Here is an 18,767-nt window from a genome sequence, read left to right on the forward strand (position 1 = left end):
TAAAATTATAGATAATTTAAATCTTTTTGGTGCAACGGAATTAAAGTTTCATAATAAAAGCTAATAGATAATAAGGAGGAATTATATCAACGCTATGGTTATGGGAAGGGGACGATGCTGTTGCCGGGTGATTATGTCCTTGTCCTCCCCCAGTGCCTGATGTATATGCGTAATTAGCACTGGTATTATATGTATCACTATTGTTATTTACTTCGAAAACAGTACGGCTGTCATTAGTCTTGTAAGTCTTAACATTATATAGCATTCCAATAGCAGCCCGATAAGCCATACCTCCAATATGGTTATGACTAGGTATTTGTGATTCTGTTAATATTGTATTTTCCACAGTAACATTTACCGAAACCGCAGTTAATGTTGTATCTATGGAAAAGTTTTTTCCATTCCCTCTCCCACTGGCTTTATTACTGCTTTTCCCTGTCTCAGAAATAGTTTCACTACACATGACAAAACGGCTTCTTAAATCTGGCGTTCCATTATTACCATCACAAAAAGCCCAGCCGGTAGGAGTATCTTTACCGGAGAACATCACAATCATTCCTTTTGGGAATACATTATTGGGATCAATACTGATTCCGCTACTGTCTACCTTAATACCATTATTTGCTTTAATTTTTACACTTAATCCATCTTTATCTGCTTTTAAGCCACCATCAGGGTTAATTTTTATTGCTTGTGTATAGTCATCACCCGGTTTTAGCGCTGAATTTGGATTATCAGTTCGACAGGGCGTTTTACCAACTTCATGGCGATCCATAGTATTGGTATTCTCTATATTGGATTCTGATGTGGACCGGTTATATTCTTTTTCCATTTTTATCACCTTGTATATAATATTGGGTTGTTTTATTTAACAATGAAATTGATGATTTTCCTTTATTTACTATTTGTATTTAAAATATAAAAACGTTTATTGCTTTGTTTTCATTGGTTTTGATAGCTACTGCAATAACATGATTTATAGATGTTATTATTTATATTTAAAAATTTAATTCAATGGTTATTTAAATAAGTTTATATGAAAAAACAATTATTGGGGGTGAATTTTTAGATACAGCATAAATTAATAACAGAGATTGTTAATGGATGTTGATTTCTCTGATTATTCAATTTCAATTATGACAAGGCGGGGATAATTAATAGGGTTGTTTTTATTGCTTGGGATAAGTGAATTGGTTTTATTCCTATGTTTATCGTTCTGCTGATAAATTAATATTCCCGTTATCTTTCAAGTTGCTTTTTTACTAGCAACAAAATGATAAGAAGCTCGTTAATCCATTTAACGAGCTTCTTAAAGATATAAAAAGAACACCATTTTTCGGTGTTAATAAGCCTGAGCTAATACAGATTAGTCATTCTTTCTTGCCGGTATTATTAATGAGATTTCCGATTAAATCTGGCCATGCCCGGTTTTTGTGGATTGGAAACAAATCCGGGATTTCCAGCGCCCGGTTTCCAGCTTGCTTTCATTTTTGCGCCAATACTATTATAAAACTGATTCAGTTCATCGATATTATTGGCAATGGTCCATTGCCCTTTACTGACGATAGCAATCGGAAATTCGCCGGGTTCAGCAACTGCTTTGACAATTCCTCCATGTCTTTTTATCTCTTCTTTTTCTTTATCCATCGCAAAAGCAGGATAGCTTACTTGAGGACCATGCCTGATAACATTATGTTCTGTATCTTCAAATGGTCGGTTTGAATCAGATTTAGCAATATATTTGTTAATGAGATCGATGATTTTCTTTTCTTCTGATGAATTGGATGGTACTGAATGTGGTTGAGTGGTGAAACTAATCATGTCATGCATATCATAATCACCGGTGAAAGGCAGCGCGGCCCAGTTCTTTTTTTCTTTCAAAGGAGCCAGATTTGCTTCGAGATTGTTTAAATCTATGGGATAAATTTTCCCATTGACCTGTTCATCTGATAAACCGTGACCGCTGCTCATATAAATACCTTCGAGACGTCCCGTTTCTTTATTCCAGTGACCGACATAGCCTTCAATACCCGCCTCCTGTACTTGCTTTATGACATTTGAAGCTTCATCTTTGGGATAAGCTTTGTTAATTGAACCGGGTTTAATGGTTTTTTCCAGAATATCATGTCCCTTGGCCGCAGCGCCTTTACCCAAGGCTCTGAGTGTTGGTTCGCCCGCTGCCCGAAAACTGACAGCAAAATTACCGAGTCTGGACGCTTTTTCAATTGCCTCCATATGGCCTTCCCAGATAAATTGTCTCTTAACTTCTTGGCGAACGGAGGAGTCGTTAGTCAGATTATTTGAAAGTGAAAGATGTCCATCAGAAGGGATTGATGATGGAGATGTTCTACGGCTATTTTTACTATTCTGTGTGGGTATTCTCTGAGAATTAGAATATCTTGGCATATTTATAAATCCTTGTTCATTAGTTTGATCTATTATCTGTATAATTTTCTCTTTATTAATGGTTTTATATTGAAGTTAAACCGTCAGAATTTTCTTTAGCGATAAGAATACCTACTCCATTTACTTTAACTATGGCTTTCTGGCTATTTACCCATGTAGAAAGAATATCTTTTATTTTAGATAAATAGGTTGAACGAGTAATACCCGAAACTTCAAGAATAACACTTTCATTTTCCTGATTATCATTATTATCTGTTGTAGGTTCGGTTATTAGATTCACTTTAGCCAAGGCAAAGCGAATATCTTCTGTACCACCTAATTCCGAACATAATTTATCTATTAAAGCTTGGTTTATTTGTGAATTATCCAGACTGGGTTTTTGAACCACCGAAGTGGATATTTGGCTAATTGGTGTCATATTGTCTTTAATATCTTGCAGTTTCATTGGTACAGTAATGGAATAGAGTAAAGAGAGGCGAGGGCGATTACCCAGGGCTTGCCAAAAATTACCTAAGCTATTTAAATTTTCCTGTTGGGGAATAACCCGGGTATAAGCACCGGGAATGCCGGTTAATTGGCGGTTGTTGATTAATGCATTTAAAATTCGCGTCATCACTTGAGCAGCTTGATTATTGGGTTGGCTGTCTGGGTTGGAGCTGTCACTAGAGGGCTTGCTGGCATCCCAGTAGGTGATTAAATAGTTACAATTGATATTGACCCATCCCGGTAATAATGTGTTAGTTATCGGGTTATAACGTCTTGATTCAGCGGATCGTAATTGTAGATCTTCATGTATTTCATAAAGAAATACACTGACTGTCGGTTCTGATTGAATAGAGTTAATTTCAGGTAGATCAAATCGAATATCAATTTTTTGACCGGAAATGTCTAAATATTGAGATAAAATAGTATTTAATGCTTGATTAATCTCGATAATCGCATTGTCAGAAGCAATGATGGTTGTCATATTTGTTCCTATTCTATTAAATATTTAAAATGCTAATCGGCCAGTTTTATTTAATTCAAGTATCACGGCGCGATCGATATGTTTATTTTCGATTTGTTCACTGTTATCATTTGCTGATAATATTGATGACAATAAAGCAATATTCCTGATATTAGCCCCGGTTAAATCAGCCCGTTTAGCCAGAAGGGAAAAATCAACTTCATTGGATAGTGTCAATTGTTCCGGCCAAATGACTTGCCACATTTTTTTATGTAACTCTTCATCAGGGTAAGTAAAACGGGTAATAAAGGTAAAACGGCGATTAAACGCGCTATCTAAATGACTGCGATTATTGGTGGCTAAAATCACTAATCCCGGATAATTTTCCAGTCGTTGTAATAAGTAAGATACTTCGATATTCGCGTGCCTGTCTTGAGCATCTTTGGTTTCGCTGCGTTTGCCAAATAGGGCATCGGCTTCATCGAAAAACAGCACCCCAGAATCCGCTTCGGCCAGATCGAAAATACGAGAAATATTTTTTTCCGTTTCACCGATATATTTATTCACTACGGTGGAGAGGTCAACTTTAATCAGATCAACCCCAAGATAACCCGCAATCACCTCGGCAGCCATTGTTTTGCCGGTACCCGATTCGCCGTAAAATAGGGCGCTAATACCAGTACCGTAATTGATTTTTTCCTGAAAACCGGTACCCAGAATTTGGTCACGGTAATTAATCGTTGCGATAATTTCTTTTAATTGTTGCGCTAATGTATCTGAAACCACTAAATCATTAAAACTGCGCTTTGGAGTAATTCGTTGAGCCAGTTTGCCGAAATTCTGTTGGGCGCGAAAACTTAATGCTTGACGCAGATCAGTTTCTTCCAGTTGGCCTTCTGGTTGCCGGATCATTTTATATTGATAAGCTTCTTCAAGAATCAGCGGTAATGTTTCCGCAGTAAAAGAGAAGCGCTGACATAGCTGAGTAATATTAATTTTTTGCGCGATATTTTCCGGTAAGCTTGTTTTTAGTAAAGTTTCTTTATCGGTCAGTGTCGCAACGGGCATATTAATTTGCACCATTGGCAGATGCTTAATCCAGACTAATGCATCTCCCGGCTCTACCAAACAAACCACGCGTAATTTCGGCTGATTTAGCAAAATAGATAAATTGTGGTGTAATATTTTCTTTGCCTCTGTAAGCAAAGAAAAATTGCGAATTAATAGACAGGCGTTATGTAGCCGGGTTTCTCGTATTGCGTCTGCGAGCAGGTCGGATATTAGGGTTGTGTTTTCTTCATCGGGCAGGAGGGCTAAATCAAGAGTTAAGGTATTAATGCCATGAGATGCCATAATATTACTGACTGCTAATTCTCTGGCGCTGCCTTCTTTTCCCCGAAGTATCACCAGTGGTCGTATTTCATTGGTTTCATTCAACAATATCTTTTCCAGTGAATGATACAGAGGCAGAGGATACCAATTATATGAAGCAGGTGTTTGCCAATTAGCACAGGTTATCAAGGGGGATAAAAGTGTTCGTTGTCCCGATAAAAAATGCCAGATCGCGTTGTGGGTTAAAAATTGCGTTTGTAACCAGATAGATTCTTCATGATTATTGAGCCGTAATAATTGGTTACTGATTAACGGTGTTTGCGGTAAAAAGCTGTTTTGTAGTAATTGCCGATCACCTTGGCGTTGGCTAAATAATTCAATGGCTAAAGTAAAACTGGGCCACTGTTTTTTACTGCTACCATTTAGAACGGCAAATAACGCATGATAACGGCTATCGAAATGGGGTAATAAACCTAATAATAAAACATCACGCTCAAATTCAGTCAGTTCAAAACGTTCGACTAATAATGATAATGCATCAAGGGCAGGGCTTGCCTCGATTTCTGGATCGCGAATAGGATTATTTACTTCAATTAACCAATGAGGAACTCCTTGCGGTGATATTAAACATTGTTCGACTTCATCTTCGGTCAGTAGAAAACTTTCCGGTAATGAGTCGTATTGGTCTCCCTTTTGATAATAATAGTGCTGTAATAGCAGATCGATACGTTCCAAATGGGGATAAATCCAGCGTAATTCAGCCATGCTACAGGGGGTATTTGTCAGTAGGTAATCCATATAAACCTTCTAAATATTTTTCCAGTCAATCTTTAAAGGGTGATCCAGCCAGGGAAGCTTGGCGATATTTAATGGCCACGGCCAATCGGTTAATAGCACATCAAATGGCTGATGCTCTACTGTGATGTTGATTTCCTGATCACTGATCAGCAATTCACCTGGTCGTTGTAAAAACAGTTGGCGAGCGTCATTACGGGTTAATTTTTTCCAGCCGGGAAGTTGGCTGATAATTGCGTCTAACCATTGATCTATTATCAACTGTTTTTCTGGTTCAACAGGCGCTAATTCAATAGGTTCGTTAACCATTAATCCGCACAGAACGTTATTCAATATATTTAGTTCTATCTGTATTTCTTCGTTTCCCCAAATCAGATAGTTGAGGAAATTAACTGCGCTGAATTGTGCTTGACGATGAATAAATATTTTATCATCAAGTAGGCCAAATTGATTAAATAATGCGGGTAGCATCGGCCATAAAACTAATATTCCAGCATTATTTACCTGATATTGAAGAGTTTGTTTAGGCAATAAAACTGATTCAGAATGTGTTTTATTGATATTCTGTAATTGGTTAGCGTTATTTCCTGTAATATGTCGGTTATTCGATATTGGTGATATTCTCTGGTTTTTGGATATTACTTCCTGATTTGTTGAATATTCATATCTATGAACATTTTTAATATCAACGTGAATAGCGGTTAATTTCTTGCTGGATTTATTTCTATCTGCATGGCCTGAAATAAAATGTTTTGGAGTATATTGATCTTCCTTAACATTGATGTTGTCATGATTGGTAGCAATTGATTTTTTATCGAGTATATCTTTATGCATATGATTTGAAATAAAATCCTCAGGTAAATATTGATTTTCCTGAGCATTAATATTGTCACGATTAGTAGCAATTGATTTTTTATCGAGTATATCTTTATGCATATGATTTGAAATAAAATTCTCAGGTAAATATTGATTTTCCTGAGGATTAATATTGTCATGATTAGTAATAATTAATTTTTCACCGACTCTATCTTTATCTATATGATTTGAAATAAAATGTTCAAGTAAATATTGCTCTTCCTGAGTATTAATGTTGTCATGATTAGTAATAACTGATTTTTTACCGAGTGTATCTTTATTCGTATGATTTGAAGAATAATGCCCAGATAAATATTGCTCTTCCTGAGGATTAATATTGTTATGATTGGTAATAATTGATTTTTTACTAAGTCTATTTTTATCCATATAATTTGAAATAGAATGGTCAGATAAATATTGATTTTCCTGAATATTAACATTGTTATGATTAGTAATAATTGATTTTCTACCAAGTATATCTTTATCTGTATGATTTGAAATAAAATGCTCAGGTAAATATTTATCTTCCTGAACGTTGATATTGTTATGATTAATGAAAATTAAATTTTCACTGAGTATATCTTTATTCATATGATTTGAAATAAAACGCTCGGATAAATATTGATATTCTTTAGCTGATAGATGTTTTTTACTGAGTTTTGCAACAGTAATAGTTTGCCAGATCTGTTTTAACCAACTATTTAATGGAGTATTGTAAGTGATAATTTGGCGAAATAACGTAATAATAGATGTTGCATTAAGTATACCACTATCTAATTCAGTGGTGATATGTAATAGCACTTTGGCATCCAGTTTAGGTATCTCCTGTGTATTATTTAGCTGTATATATTGTAATGCATTGAGTATCAGTTGTCCGGGGGAGACAGGCTCCCCCAAATATTGTGATCTGTTTATCCTTGCGGATAGTCTGTGGTTAATAGCGCTTAATAAAGTGGGTTGTTTGAGCATTAATAACCGTTGTAGACTTGGTTCAGATAAACAGCTTTTTGCTAAAAACAAAACCCATTTATCTTCTATTCCAGCTAATTGATTAATTAATTGCCGAATATTGGTGTCAATATTTTGATGATGAGTTTTAATCTCTATTGAATTGAATGCGGAATTTTTTTGATTTAAGTAATGAATGAAATCTTCAATATTAATTGAATTATTATCGTATAATAAAGAAGGTTTGTTGGTTATTTCCTGTAGTTTTGATTGTCTTTTCTCCTGATGATTAATTTGATATTGGCTTAATGCTTTATTTAGCGCAGTGTTAAGCCGTACAGGGAACAGTGAATTAAAGTTATGTAAACTTATTTCGCCAAGGTCCAGAGTTAATGTTTCTAAATAGATATCCTGATTAATGGGATATTGAGTAAAGAATGTATTAAATAACTTATTGATATCAGCCTGATTAAGCAGGGAGCCATGCAATACTTTTCTAGCTACCTGTTGATTATTAGCCTCAATAGTAATGGTAATCCGGTTTAACAGATTTGGCTCCGAAATCATATCAATATATCCTTGGTAATTAGAAAATAATAGATAATTTAAAGCTGTATTTATGGAAGGAATTAAATTTTCATAATAAATGCCAGAATATAATAAGGAGGACTCACACTTACTGTATGCTGATGAGCTGTTTCATTAACTGACGTTTGGTGATTGTGTGCTTTTCCGCCACCTATTTCGTTTGTTTTATGTAAGCTATAATCTTCGTTCGAGTCGTGAATAATTTGATTATTTAGATTATATCTATTTAACTGATTAGCCTTTTGGGTAACAAGTCCATACTCTGCTGCTTGTGTTATTTGCATTCTCATCCCTTCGATATGACTATGTGATGGTATTTGATCTATAGTTAATGTTGTGTCTTGGACATTAACACTTAGATTAGTTTTGTCCGCAGTGGTTTGGGCATTAAATGCTTTATTCTTATTATCTCCAGTAATGCGTTTATCGTTTGTATTACCTGCATCACTTAGTTTCCAGGCGCCTGAAACAAATCTATCGCGTAAATCTGGAGTACCGTTAGTACCATCACAAAATGCCCAACCTTGCGGTACTACAGAGCCAGAAAACATCACGATCATTCCTCTGGGGAGTACTTTGTCAGGATCAATACTGACACCTTTGTCATCAACCTTAATACCGTTACCGGCTTTAACACGAAATCTATAGCTTGGAGGATCACATTGCAGTCCATCGCCGAAATAAATACCCACTCCTTTTTCTTCCGTTACCATAATACCAGTAGTAGTATCCGGAGTTACATGTATACCCTTCCAATCAACGTGAATGCCAGAGGCACCCTTAGCATTTAATCCATCACCTTCTTCTACTCCCCAACCAAGTTTTACTGATATCCCTGTAGGTTCGACTTTAATTGTGCTATTTGAGGTTTTTACAGCGACGCCATTACTATCAACGTTAATACCGTTACTTGCTTTAACTTTTACACCGTCTGAACTCAGGCCCAATCCACTTACACCACTCCAACCATTACCGGAATTACCCCCCACTAATTTTAAATAAAGACCAGAACCGTCAGTGACTGTGATACCACCGCTCGGCCAACATTTAACGGCTATGCCGCTTGAATCAATAGAAATACCGCCGGTAGGGTTAGTTTTTACTTTCAGCCCAGAACTATTATCCAGTTCCAACGCTGAATTTGGATTGTTAGTTTGATCTGGTGCTTTGCCCACTGCTCGGCGACCGATATCAGCAATATCAATCAGGTCTGAATAATCAGTTTGCAGGGGAATACTGCCCGCTTTAAAACGATTTTTTAATTCATCTGATGAAGGCCCTATTGATTCAGGATTGGCATTTTCTGTATTGGATTGCGCAGTAGATAGATTATATTCTTTTTCCATTTTAGTGACCTTATATTGAGGTTTTTTTATAGTGCGATATTAATTTCTGCAACTATTTTTATTTAGATTGAATATTAGCTTGAATTTTAGGTACATATAATAACTGATTATCTTCTATTACCTTTTCGTTCCATTCGGTTCCAGAGTCGCCAATAACCTCTTTGCGTTGCTGTTCGGTGGCGATTCGCATATTACCCGTACCGGTTGCCTCTGAAGGTAAACGCCCTAACGTTAATGTTTCTAAAATATTATACGCTTCATCACCCAGAGGTGCGCCATTGTTCTGCCAACGCTTGTAAGTACTGGCAAAATTCTTAAAATGTTCTGGCGATAGCCAGTGGAAAATCATGGAAAGATGTGCCGGGAATTCAGCTAAGATTTCCGTTTTTACCCACGCCTCCAGTTTATAAGGATCGACTTTATCATTCTCAATAAGTTGACGATTAATTACCACACTGACCATAAATGAAAAGCGGTCAGCCAGGGCATATTTGTCATTGGAAAAATACCAATGGTAGCGCCATGCGTCTTCTGGTTTTGGAAAATTATATTGTTGGCCCGATATTTTTTTAATTAATATCCGACCTTTAATGCGATCAAATTCCACAACTTGTGCTTTAAGTTCATAATCGGTAGGCGAATCACTATTAGCTAATATTTTTGTCGCTGGCCCATAGGGGGTAATGACATATTTCAGCGTAATTTCATCATTCACTTCGAGCATCGCAGGGAAGGGGCTTTGGGTGCTGGAGGTGATCCAACGTTTATCTTCTGTTCCCGTTTGATATGTGTCACTGGCATAAACCAGTTGGTAATCCATATCCTCCATCCATACCGGGCTATTACACCAGCGTAAATTACCTTGCTTAAACACTTGTTCCACGCGGTTTAAATTGCGCTCTAGATCGGTGCTATTACGGGTGTTAAGAGAGAAGGCTTCTCCTGTAATATCGGTGATCATTTGGCCTCGTAATATGAATTTCCTGTCTCCCTCAATAATAATCAGATTAATGACCTGCCCGTGCAATAATTGGTCTGCCGTTCCTTTCTGGGTAATGATTAATTGATGATTTTTGACATTGGGATCACTTTTTATTTCCAGGTTATCGGGCTTTTGCTCGCTATCGAACTTTTTGTCAGGTTTTACCGGTAATAGCTGACGATGTTCAATCAGATAGAAAGGCAAATTAGCTAAGTTGGGGTTGTCTTTAAAACATTCTCCTCCTAAGCCAATGCGGGCGGCAATCCGTTTTTGCAGCGCGGATACTTTATCAACACGAATATTATTACGCTGATAGGTTAATTCAGGTTGTTGCGCCAAATAGCCGCGCTGAGTAAAGAGAAAATCCAATGAATCCAGAGTGAGTGGTCTGGCCGCACGATGGGTGCCAAAATATTCCAATAAATAATTCAGGATTGATAATTCTTTTGCATAATTTTGTCGATGGATACCGTCATCATTATTAATTTGGGAATCATTATTTAGTTGTTTGATTAAATTGGGCATGATCTCCTGATGGACTTTCTGACCGATAGTATTAGCTTTAAAAGGCCATTGTGTACCATATACCGCATTTCCCCGTTGTTTAAAGGCTAACAATTTTGGCAAAATAGCGAGTTCGGCGCAGCCGTTAGCCAGCATCTGTTCAAAAGGCAGCATAAATTGGTGCAAGTGTACTTGCTGTTGAGTTTCCGCATAGGTCTGTAATCCATAGCAGGCGGGTAATTTATTGCTGACTGGATAGTAGTCCAGAACTTTACGATGTTTGCCCCAGTTTAATAATTCGGGCTGTGTCTCAATCAATGGCTCAGTAATAACCTTGCTCGCTATATCTTGTTTAGAAACGGCGACTTTTACTCCACCTTTGGCGGTAATAGTGAGCGGGCTTGCTGGTGAGGAAATTAAGCCTAAGGGATCGTTACCCCATAGCCTGGGATAATATCTTTGAGCGATTGTCCAAGACCAATTATCGTCCGCCAACGGAGAAATATTTTCATCGTGTTTGCCTAATGCTAATTGGGTAATACTTTGTACCCCGGGGATAGCCAATAAGCGATTAGCCAAATGGCTGAGTTTTAATTCTGTCGGCTTGGTGTAATCTTTGGCCGCCGGTAATTCGGGTATCCAGCCGTGATGTAAATAAGGTCCCGCGAATATTTCTTCATTACTGTAGCCTAATTCTTTCATGGCCTGAGTGGTATAACGTAACGGTGTTGCCAGTATCATCTGTGCGGTTGTCATATAGACTTTGGCGAAGATGTCAGCAATATCTCTCACATCATCATCCAGCTCAATATCAAGCTGCAATAAGAAATCCGTCGGTTGTAGCCAGATAATTTTACTGACGGATTCCCCTAGGTTACGGTTATTTTTTAAGAAAGCCGCCAGACTCTGTTGTGCCAGTACCTTATCGGCCTCAGTTTCCCGGCTAGGGAGTAGATAAAGCCAGTAATTGCCTCTCAGGGTTAACTGTTGGCTATCTGGCGTCTGAATGAAACTGTATTCACGTTTCTGTTTGTTATACCAGTACTGATAACGTTCACTTTCAGGTTCACGAACTAGCTGCACATCGTTAAAGAAAAAATAACCTTCACTTTTGTCGTTAATATTATTGCTGCTATGTAAATCCAGTAAGGCCCGGCGATAATCTTCCGCGGTAATGGGGCCGCAGGTCAGCATTTGTTGTGGGCCGAATTCTTGTGGAAAAATGCCATCGTTCGATGTCTGTTCTTGCTTTTCGGGGGTAAGCAGATCGCGCAGGGGTAGCGAATGACGATAGGCCAGATCAGATGCACCGTAACAACCGGCTTCTAATAAGGTAATACCGGGATCATTTTCTGCTGTATTGCTCCAGAGTTGCCCAGACTGTTGCTCAACTACCGTCTTGGCTTGAGTGAGTAAGGTTTCAAAGGCGATATCGTCTTTAACGGTGGGAAACAGGGCATCCTGATTATCCATTGTTTGCTCCTTTATTAGCGGAACTCTTTTCTGACCAAACTAAAATCAGTACTTCATTATCAGCAGCCTCTACGCTGTCACCGACTGCTTCTGCGGTTTGGGGCGATTTTTTCAACGTTAAGTTGGTGACTCGTTCAACTAAAGGTGACTGCTGAATGGTGGCTAATAACGGGTAGTAATCAATGCGGTTACCGGTTGTGACGCCGATTGCGCTATCTTCTGCCCACGGCATATATTTTCGGCTGAGTTCCTGCTGTAACTGATGACGACCGTAGTCGGGATTAACCCCTGCGACAAATACCAGTTGATAGCTGATCAGCACGTCAACGTATTTGGGATTGTCGATTTTGAGAGTGGTCCAAGGGCTGCTTAACTGGCTTATCCAATCGGCCATTTCCGCCAGTCGGGCCGGATTCAGGATCGGGCGCAGCGCATCGTCGTTATCTTTGTAACGACTGTTAGGGATCACCGTCAGTTGTTGCGTTTCCGGCGCCGGGATTTTGGTTAATTCATTGGCGGAAGGGTATTTGACATCAAATATACTGATAAGATTCTCTTTCAGTAGCGTAACGATATTATCCCAACTTAAAGCACGGTTACGATGGGATAACCGGGGAGGAATTCGCGTGAGAAAAGCGGATTCTGTTTCTTTCGGATGACCGTTCCAGGATGCCCAGGGTTGTGTCACACGGCTAATGGCGTCGGACGCGCTGACGGTTTGCTTGATGCTATCGGCGGCTAATCCATTGATAAAGTGATCATTTTCAACAGTTTCTGGGTTGACTAATGTAGCAGTGGCGGCGTTATACAGTATGCCTTGCATTTTTGGGTAATTCTCAGGGGCGGTCTGTTGAGTGATCTCGGCTTTCAACCAGTATCGTCCTGACGGCATTAAGGCTGCCTGATTTGACGCGTCTTGTGGCAATAACGTACTCCATATTCCCCGGTCAAACAGGTTGTGAGTTTGGTCGTGGACCAGTTGATTTAATGGCTGCCAGGTGTTTTGTTGATTCAGATAGGACCAAAATAGCGTAAGTTGCTGAATACCGACCAGTTGCCAGTATAGGGATAAGGTTTGTCCTGGTGACACGTTAGTGAAACCCAAATAGAGTGCGTCATTGGCGAATGAAGGCGTTTCAGCGTTCGCGTTTCCCCAACCGAAAGGCGTGAGAGGATAAATGGTGTATTGCTCGGTTTTTACTTTAGCGCTGAATGTGATTTGCAATGCGCTGATTTGTGGGGTGTAGGGTAAATTTTTACCGGTCGGATCTTGCCAGTATTGGGTGTGCATAAAATCCTGTTCAGCCAATTCTATGCGCACTGACGCGGGCCAGTCATTAGGTGATGGGCTATCAGTAACAGAGTAGTCCATTGTCGGTAAGGTAAAACTCAGGCTTTGTCCTTGTGGCGCATCGGTTCCGCCAAATAACGATGGGGTTCCCGTGAGTTTTTTTCTTTCCTGAGGCGTGATTAAATAACCCTGTACTTTAAACGCGCTATTATCCGGTTCAGGGGTGTACCCTTTATACGAGGTTTTAAAACTCTTTGTCGGCAAGCCAACCCATTGAGGAATCAGGGTAAGCGTCGCGTTTTCAGAACCATACCATTCAGGGGCAACCAGATTAAAACCGGAACCCAACGATGGAAATTGACCAAAGGGGAAACTGGTTTTATCGGTTTGTTCAGTTCCGCCGTCAGAGGCATAGCGCACACTACGGTTGCCGTTAATGTTGATTGCAATCCCGGTAATTTTGGGCAAAGTGGGTTTTTGAGTCGTGCCTAATGTTAATACCGGTACGTCGAATGTCATGCCGTCAAGGTTATCTGGCGGGCTGGTAGGATCAGCGGTGGATGATAATCCCAGTTCAATATTCTTTTTGTCGATAAGTTTTACCGACAACGATAACCAGTGATCTTCTGTACTGATTTTAGCGGTGAGATGTTCCGCTTGACCTTCCCAATCATTTTCCAGCGTCAATGTAATGTGGCGTTCTCCGGCGGACATCGCAAATAAAGAGGAGGTAATCAGATAACCGGATAGCACCGACACATCATTAGCTGTCGGGCTAAAAAGTCGGATACCATTTTCAGGTAATGCAATGTTATCCGAAAGATTAAAAGGGATTGCCGATTGCCAGCCATTGTTGCCGTCTTTCCGATACCAACGCAGGTCGGTCAGCGCCCCTTGATTCGCCAATAAATCCGTGTCTGACGCATACTGTAACGAATTGCCTGCGCTATCTTGCCCGGCATCAAACAGTGTGCCTTGTGCTACCAGAAACTCCTCGTTATCCGTATTCAGGACAACGCTGATGGCGACACTATCCGCTTGGGCGTTTTTAGGATTCAGTCCCAGTAATTCTCGATAATAAAGATCACGGTGTCGTGCCGGGAAGGTGTTTAATAAGCGTTTGGTTGTTTCCAGTAGTTTTAAAAGAGCCAATATAAAAGCCTGATGTGGCGGTAAAAGGCCGTTGGCTTGATTAACTTGTTGGTAAATATTGGCTAATTGTTGAGGACTATTTTTTTGAATAAAGTAGAAACTGTCCCAGAACTGTTTTTTATCTTGATCGAAAGGGATGATTGCGGCGTACTTTTTAAGCCAGTTTAAAATATCCAATGTACTTCTTTCATCAAGTTTAAACGCAGTATTTGGCACAATAGCGGAGAGTTTATTATCTAACTCGGCCTGTCCCATATTGACACCACCTATTATTTGAATATATTCCTGATCAATTTTCAGGAGATCATGGTTATTTAGAAATAAGGTTGAAGGGAGGATTTATCCGGCAGTGACGCTATATTGGCTGGCGATAAAACGGCCTTTTCCCATACTCGGCGTTGTCACATCCGGGCCGCTCGATGGATTATTCGCCGGTTGTGTCGGCATGAAACGGGCGGTAAATTGCTGTCCGACAATAATCACTGTGGCGGTGCTGCGACAAAAGTTTGCCTGCTGGCTGGCATCCAATTGAGCAATGGTGACCATTCCCATACCGGGTATCGGGTGGCTAGGGGTAATATATTGCGCCTGAAATTGGACCTTTTTTTCGTCACCCACAATGGCGATCTTTTTGCCTTGGATCTGGGCGTGCCCGCTGCCTCTGATGGTCGCCGGCCCTAGAAAGGTGACTTGCCGGTTGCCGAATAACGGTTCAAATAGCAGATTGTCGCCATCCACCACTAGTTGCTTACTCATAGATGCACCCACACCTGGCCTTCGCTGACTTCAAGGATGCCATCAATTTGTTGGTTGATTTCGCTGCCTCTCAGGGCGTAAGTCACCTGAACATGCAGGGTGTTGGGCAAGTCCGTTCTCTGATTGACCTGGATTATCGTGATTTCCGCGCGTGGTTCATAACGCAATACCCGTTCTTCAATTCGGGTTTGGATTTCTGCTATCAGTGCATCATTGATATTGGCAAACAGATAATCATTCAGACCACAACCGTAATCTTCACGCATAATCCGTTCGCCGGGTTCAGTGAGAAAAAGAATTTTCATGCTTTGGCGAACATTTTCCGCACCTGCCGCCATTTGGACACCGGTGGATATTTCTGAGTGCGCATTATCTTGGATAGAAAATTGTAGCGGAAAAGCCCAACCCCGGCCATAAATATCGGCTAATATGTTGTCTGTCATTTTGCTGTCCTATTATTGTGTTAAGTTAATTTTCGCACCTTTAATATCGACGCCGGACTTTCCTGTGGCTGACAGGGATTTTTCCGCCTGTAGGTTAATTTCCTGACCTTTGGTGATAATATTCTTGGCCGAATCTAGCGTGATATCTTTATCCTGTTGCAGAGATAATGAATGTTTCCCGCTACTAAGAGCGGCAATTTTATCTTGATGATTGAATATTAGTTCTTGCTGATTATCCCCTTGTTTAATGACCAAGGTTTTTATTGGGTTTTTCTCACTGGGTTCTATTGGTGTTTTATTTTTCGGGTTGTGCATAGCGCCTAATATCACCGGGAAGCGGGGATCGCATTCAAAGAAACCGATAATCACTTCATCCCCCGGTTCCGGGTAGAAACAGAACCCGCTTTCATGACTGGCGTAAGGTTTACCCAGTCGGGCGAAAAGTGCGCTGTTGGTTAAATTCAACGCCGGTATCCTGACCGGAATTCTGTCTAGTGACTGTTTGTCCTGTTGGTATTTCTCCACAATCCCTACATGCAGCTCTTTAACCTGCGGGACCGCCGGTTCTGTCTCCGGCAACAAACCCAGAGTTAACCGGGTACGCCAACCTTGCCGTTGATTGATGGTCTGACTGACGCCGGTGATAACGCCTTTGCCATCCATTCCCTGACCAAAGCCGCTTAACGCCAGAACATCCCCCGGTTGATAGCGGCTATTCCCTGCAACTTCAACATTGCCGGAGACGTTATCACTGCGCAGGTTATTCAGGATGCCTTGCGCAAGGTATTTGGCTTGTTCATTATCTTGCGGATAACTGAAAACCCATTGCCATGTCTGATCGGTCAAAGTTGCCAAACTGTCTGGCGCGAGTTGACTACTGCCAAGCCGACTGTTTTTTGCCTGAGTGGCCTGAGACAGTTTTTGTTGTGCGATATTCCAGGATTGTACGCTCACTGTTTTGGGGTTGTGCCGGTTATCCCATTGCAGATCTGCCTCAAACAGAACAATGCCTTGATCGCCGGCACGTTGTTTAATCGTGTGCACCGTTGACTGATTAAGTGATTCCGGCGTCGCCAGCGTGACCGTTTCGTTACCGGGTAATAACCAGATATTGGTGGCGGCCAGTCGGCTTTTTAAGAATTTCCAGTCATGGCAGCGAAACTGGACCATTTGCTCATGCTCAGTTTTAAGCTGAGGCGCTTGTTTTATCGTGACGGGTATTCCTGCCTGACTGAATAGTTTTCTGATAATGGCTTCATCACTTTGTTGGCTGAATAGCTGTGAATGGAAATTGTCAGTGAGTTTTTGCAGTGGATGTTTCGCCGTTAGAGTAACCAGACTGTCCTGACCTTTGAACTTAAGCGCTTGCCGAACAATGATCCCCTTAAACAACACGGTTTTTTGCACTCTCACGATCAGTTCTTGATTTGGCCGACAGCTGGTGAGTTCAGCTTGCGCTTTAGCGGTGAAAATCGCGTTAGCGTCACCGGCTACGTTAAGGGTGATCTTGGCGGTGGGAATACCGTTGATTTGATGGTTGACGGTCAGACTAATGACAGAAAACTGGTTAAGGGTTTTTCCCGCTATTTTAACGTCTATCGCCGGTATCTTCATGCGTCCCCCTGTGCCTGTAGCGTTTGCCCCGGGGTGAAATCATCAAGATTATCCAGATTGTTTTGCCAGGCAAGGGTGAGGTAATCAATGCCGCCTGCCAGAGAAGCCCCGGCGCCTAAGGCGATTAACGGCAGCGAGAGCATATCGGTGACGCTGACTGCGGTGATCGGCGGTGATTTTAACTGCTGTTCAGTGGCTTGAATAACAAAGCTTTCGTCCGCGATCAGCGATAAAGTGGCGCTGGCTCGCAGCGGGGTGGCGTCCCGGTCAAACAGGGTGTAATTGATGGTAAGATCACTAGCCCGGCAAGCGAAATAACCTTTGTTTTCCCAACGCATTTTGCCCCATTTGATTTTGAGGAAGTGGGGTACGCTGGTGCTGGCATCCACCGTACACAGGGCTTTCAAGGTTGCGAGTTGGGTTTCTACCGGAATGTTGTTGCCCGGCATAGTGGCGTCAAATAGCAGAACTAACGTTAAACCGGCGGGTTGTGATAGCACGTAGCGGCTGCTTTGGCTGGCGTTGTTAACGCTTTCGTCCTGTTGATAGCGGGTTTGATAATCGAGCTGAATCCCATCAGGGTTATACATGGCCTGTAAGCTGCCGACGGAGATTTTCCCTTCCCGGTCTTTAAAGGCGGTCAGGGTGAGTTTGGACAGGCTGCGTTCAATTAAGCTCATAATAGCCTCCGGTTTCACGCAACGCCTCTAACACTTCCCGTTTGACGATTTCGATCAGGCGGGCGTTATCCAGCGTCTCTTGGGCTAATGTCGGTGGTGTGATGGGATTGCGTGTGATGGGATTACTCTCGGAATCAGTCACTTTAGCCCGAATAATCAGCTCCTTAATTTCGACGGTCATACTTTTACTCCTAACCAGCGCATATCTTGATAACGCAACTCCAGCGAGTTCACTAAAACGGTGTTGCTATTGGCGTCAAAGTCGCCGGTGGACCAGCGTACCGGTAGCGCGTTGCTTAATGTCCAGCTTGCCACGGGTAACGAATTTTCATTCAGTAACATAATCACGACATCGGCATAGACCGCTTTTTCGCCACGCAGGACGCGATCAAACACCCGCGTGAGTGGTGTCACGGTCATCACGCCACGCTCCAACATCAGACTGCCATGTTGGATTTTTTCGGCCAGCCAGGTATTTCTGGCATTTTCCCCGCCCTGGCTGTGTTGGGTGGTTTGCAGCTCGCGGCTCAGGCCCGATATCCGTTGAAAGGCGATATCCAGTGGGCTGGGAATGTTGTTAAAAAGAAAACTGGCGATAAAACGGTGTGACACTGCCGGGGTGTAGAGGTTGTTCATATTTTGCCTCTGTTTAACTT

14 protein-coding genes are annotated in these 18,767 nt (G+C 41.1%); all 14 read right to left on the bottom strand.

Features of this window, described 5'->3' with window-relative positions; translation table 11 throughout:
• Positions 1-40: 40 nt before the first annotated feature.
• Entirely contained in the window at positions 41-832 is a 792-nt protein-coding gene (locus EAE93_RS00740) for a tail fiber protein (protein WP_214038857.1), read from the bottom strand.
• Positions 833-1,392: 560 nt separating this feature from the next.
• Complete coding sequence (locus EAE93_RS00750) at positions 1,393-2,406, bottom strand: Insecticial toxin (RefSeq protein WP_214038858.1); 1,014 nt, start codon at positions 2,404-2,406, stop codon at positions 1,393-1,395.
• A 64-nt stretch (positions 2,407-2,470) separates the two neighbouring features.
• Positions 2,471-3,373 carry a Pvc16 family protein gene (locus EAE93_RS00755; RefSeq protein WP_214038859.1) on the bottom strand — a complete coding sequence of 301 codons (903 nt, stop codon included), beginning with the start codon at positions 3,371-3,373 and terminating at the stop codon, positions 2,471-2,473.
• A 24-nt stretch (positions 3,374-3,397) separates the two neighbouring features.
• Positions 3,398-5,482 carry an ATP-binding protein gene (locus EAE93_RS00760; protein ID WP_214038860.1) on the bottom strand — a complete coding sequence of 695 codons (2,085 nt, stop codon included), beginning with the start codon at positions 5,480-5,482 and terminating at the stop codon, positions 3,398-3,400.
• Between the two features lie 9 nt (positions 5,483-5,491).
• Positions 5,492-7,849 carry a contractile injection system tape measure protein gene (locus EAE93_RS24235; protein ID WP_250150832.1) on the bottom strand — a complete coding sequence of 786 codons (2,358 nt, stop codon included), beginning with the start codon at positions 7,847-7,849 and terminating at the stop codon, positions 5,492-5,494.
• A gap of 62 nt (positions 7,850-7,911) precedes the next feature.
• Entirely contained in the window at positions 7,912-9,216 is a 1,305-nt protein-coding gene (locus EAE93_RS00770) for a tail fiber protein (RefSeq protein WP_036806881.1), read from the bottom strand.
• Between the two features lie 58 nt (positions 9,217-9,274).
• Positions 9,275-12,175, bottom strand: a complete 2,901-nt coding sequence (locus EAE93_RS00775) for a hypothetical protein (protein WP_214038861.1) — start codon at positions 12,173-12,175, stop codon at positions 9,275-9,277.
• The gene (locus tag EAE93_RS00780) at positions 12,168-14,873 is read right to left on the bottom strand and encodes a baseplate J/gp47 family protein (protein WP_214038862.1); all 2,706 of its coding nucleotides are present in this window, start codon (positions 14,871-14,873) and stop codon (positions 12,168-12,170) included. Before EAE93_RS00780 ends, EAE93_RS00775 begins: the two co-directional genes overlap by 8 nt.
• Before the next feature lie 84 nt (positions 14,874-14,957).
• On the bottom strand, positions 14,958-15,374 hold the full coding sequence (locus EAE93_RS00785) for a hypothetical protein (protein ID WP_214038863.1): 417 nt from the start codon (positions 15,372-15,374) through the stop codon (positions 14,958-14,960).
• A complete protein-coding gene (locus tag EAE93_RS00790) occupies positions 15,371-15,817 on the bottom strand; it encodes a GPW/gp25 family protein (RefSeq protein ID WP_214038864.1) in 447 nt (148 codons plus the stop codon). Before EAE93_RS00790 ends, EAE93_RS00785 begins: the two co-directional genes overlap by 4 nt.
• A gap of 12 nt (positions 15,818-15,829) precedes the next feature.
• Positions 15,830-17,431: a phage baseplate assembly protein V gene (locus EAE93_RS00795; RefSeq protein WP_214038865.1), complete on the bottom strand. Its 1,602-nt coding sequence runs from the start codon at positions 17,429-17,431 to the stop codon at positions 15,830-15,832.
• Complete coding sequence (locus tag EAE93_RS00800; protein WP_040149145.1) at positions 17,428-18,111, bottom strand: CIS tube protein; 684 nt, start codon at positions 18,109-18,111, stop codon at positions 17,428-17,430. The genes EAE93_RS00795 and EAE93_RS00800 overlap by 4 nt, the downstream gene beginning before the upstream one ends.
• Positions 18,098-18,292 (bottom strand): DUF5908 family protein, encoded by a 195-nt coding sequence (locus EAE93_RS00805; RefSeq protein ID WP_214038866.1) that lies wholly within the window; start codon positions 18,290-18,292, stop codon positions 18,098-18,100. The genes EAE93_RS00800 and EAE93_RS00805 overlap by 14 nt, the downstream gene beginning before the upstream one ends.
• Entirely contained in the window at positions 18,289-18,747 is a 459-nt protein-coding gene (locus EAE93_RS00810) for a phage tail protein (protein WP_214038867.1), read from the bottom strand. The genes EAE93_RS00805 and EAE93_RS00810 overlap by 4 nt, the downstream gene beginning before the upstream one ends.
• Positions 18,748-18,767 lie beyond the last annotated feature (20 nt).

This window comes from Photorhabdus akhurstii, assembly GCF_018448925.1.
Lineage (GTDB): Bacteria > Pseudomonadota > Gammaproteobacteria > Enterobacterales > Enterobacteriaceae > Photorhabdus > Photorhabdus akhurstii.

Bases quoted from the DNA above. Each gene is read 5' to 3' on its own strand.
- EAE93_RS00740 (WP_214038857.1), bottom strand. From the start codon at position 832: ATGGAAAAAGAATATAACCGGTCCACATCAGAATCCAATATAGAGAAT.
- EAE93_RS00750 (WP_214038858.1), bottom strand. From the start codon at position 2,406: ATGCCAAGATATTCTAATTCTCAGAGAATACCCACACAGAATAGTAAA.
- EAE93_RS00755 (WP_214038859.1), bottom strand. From the start codon at position 3,373: ATGACAACCATCATTGCTTCTGACAATGCGATTATCGAGATTAATCAA.
- EAE93_RS00760 (WP_214038860.1), bottom strand. From the start codon at position 5,482: ATGGATTACCTACTGACAAATACCCCCTGTAGCATGGCTGAATTACGC.
- EAE93_RS24235 (WP_250150832.1), bottom strand. From the start codon at position 7,849: ATGATTTCGGAGCCAAATCTGTTAAACCGGATTACCATTACTATTGAG.
- EAE93_RS00770 (WP_036806881.1), bottom strand. From the start codon at position 9,216: ATGGAAAAAGAATATAATCTATCTACTGCGCAATCCAATACAGAAAAT.
- EAE93_RS00775 (WP_214038861.1), bottom strand. From the start codon at position 12,175: ATGGATAATCAGGATGCCCTGTTTCCCACCGTTAAAGACGATATCGCC.
- EAE93_RS00780 (WP_214038862.1), bottom strand. From the start codon at position 14,873: ATGGGACAGGCCGAGTTAGATAATAAACTCTCCGCTATTGTGCCAAAT.
- EAE93_RS00785 (WP_214038863.1), bottom strand. From the start codon at position 15,374: ATGAGTAAGCAACTAGTGGTGGATGGCGACAATCTGCTATTTGAACCG.
- EAE93_RS00790 (WP_214038864.1), bottom strand. From the start codon at position 15,817: ATGACAGACAACATATTAGCCGATATTTATGGCCGGGGTTGGGCTTTT.
- EAE93_RS00795 (WP_214038865.1), bottom strand. From the start codon at position 17,431: ATGAAGATACCGGCGATAGACGTTAAAATAGCGGGAAAAACCCTTAAC.
- EAE93_RS00800 (WP_040149145.1), bottom strand. From the start codon at position 18,111: ATGAGCTTAATTGAACGCAGCCTGTCCAAACTCACCCTGACCGCCTTT.
- EAE93_RS00805 (WP_214038866.1), bottom strand. From the start codon at position 18,292: ATGACCGTCGAAATTAAGGAGCTGATTATTCGGGCTAAAGTGACTGAT.
- EAE93_RS00810 (WP_214038867.1), bottom strand. From the start codon at position 18,747: ATGAACAACCTCTACACCCCGGCAGTGTCACACCGTTTTATCGCCAGT.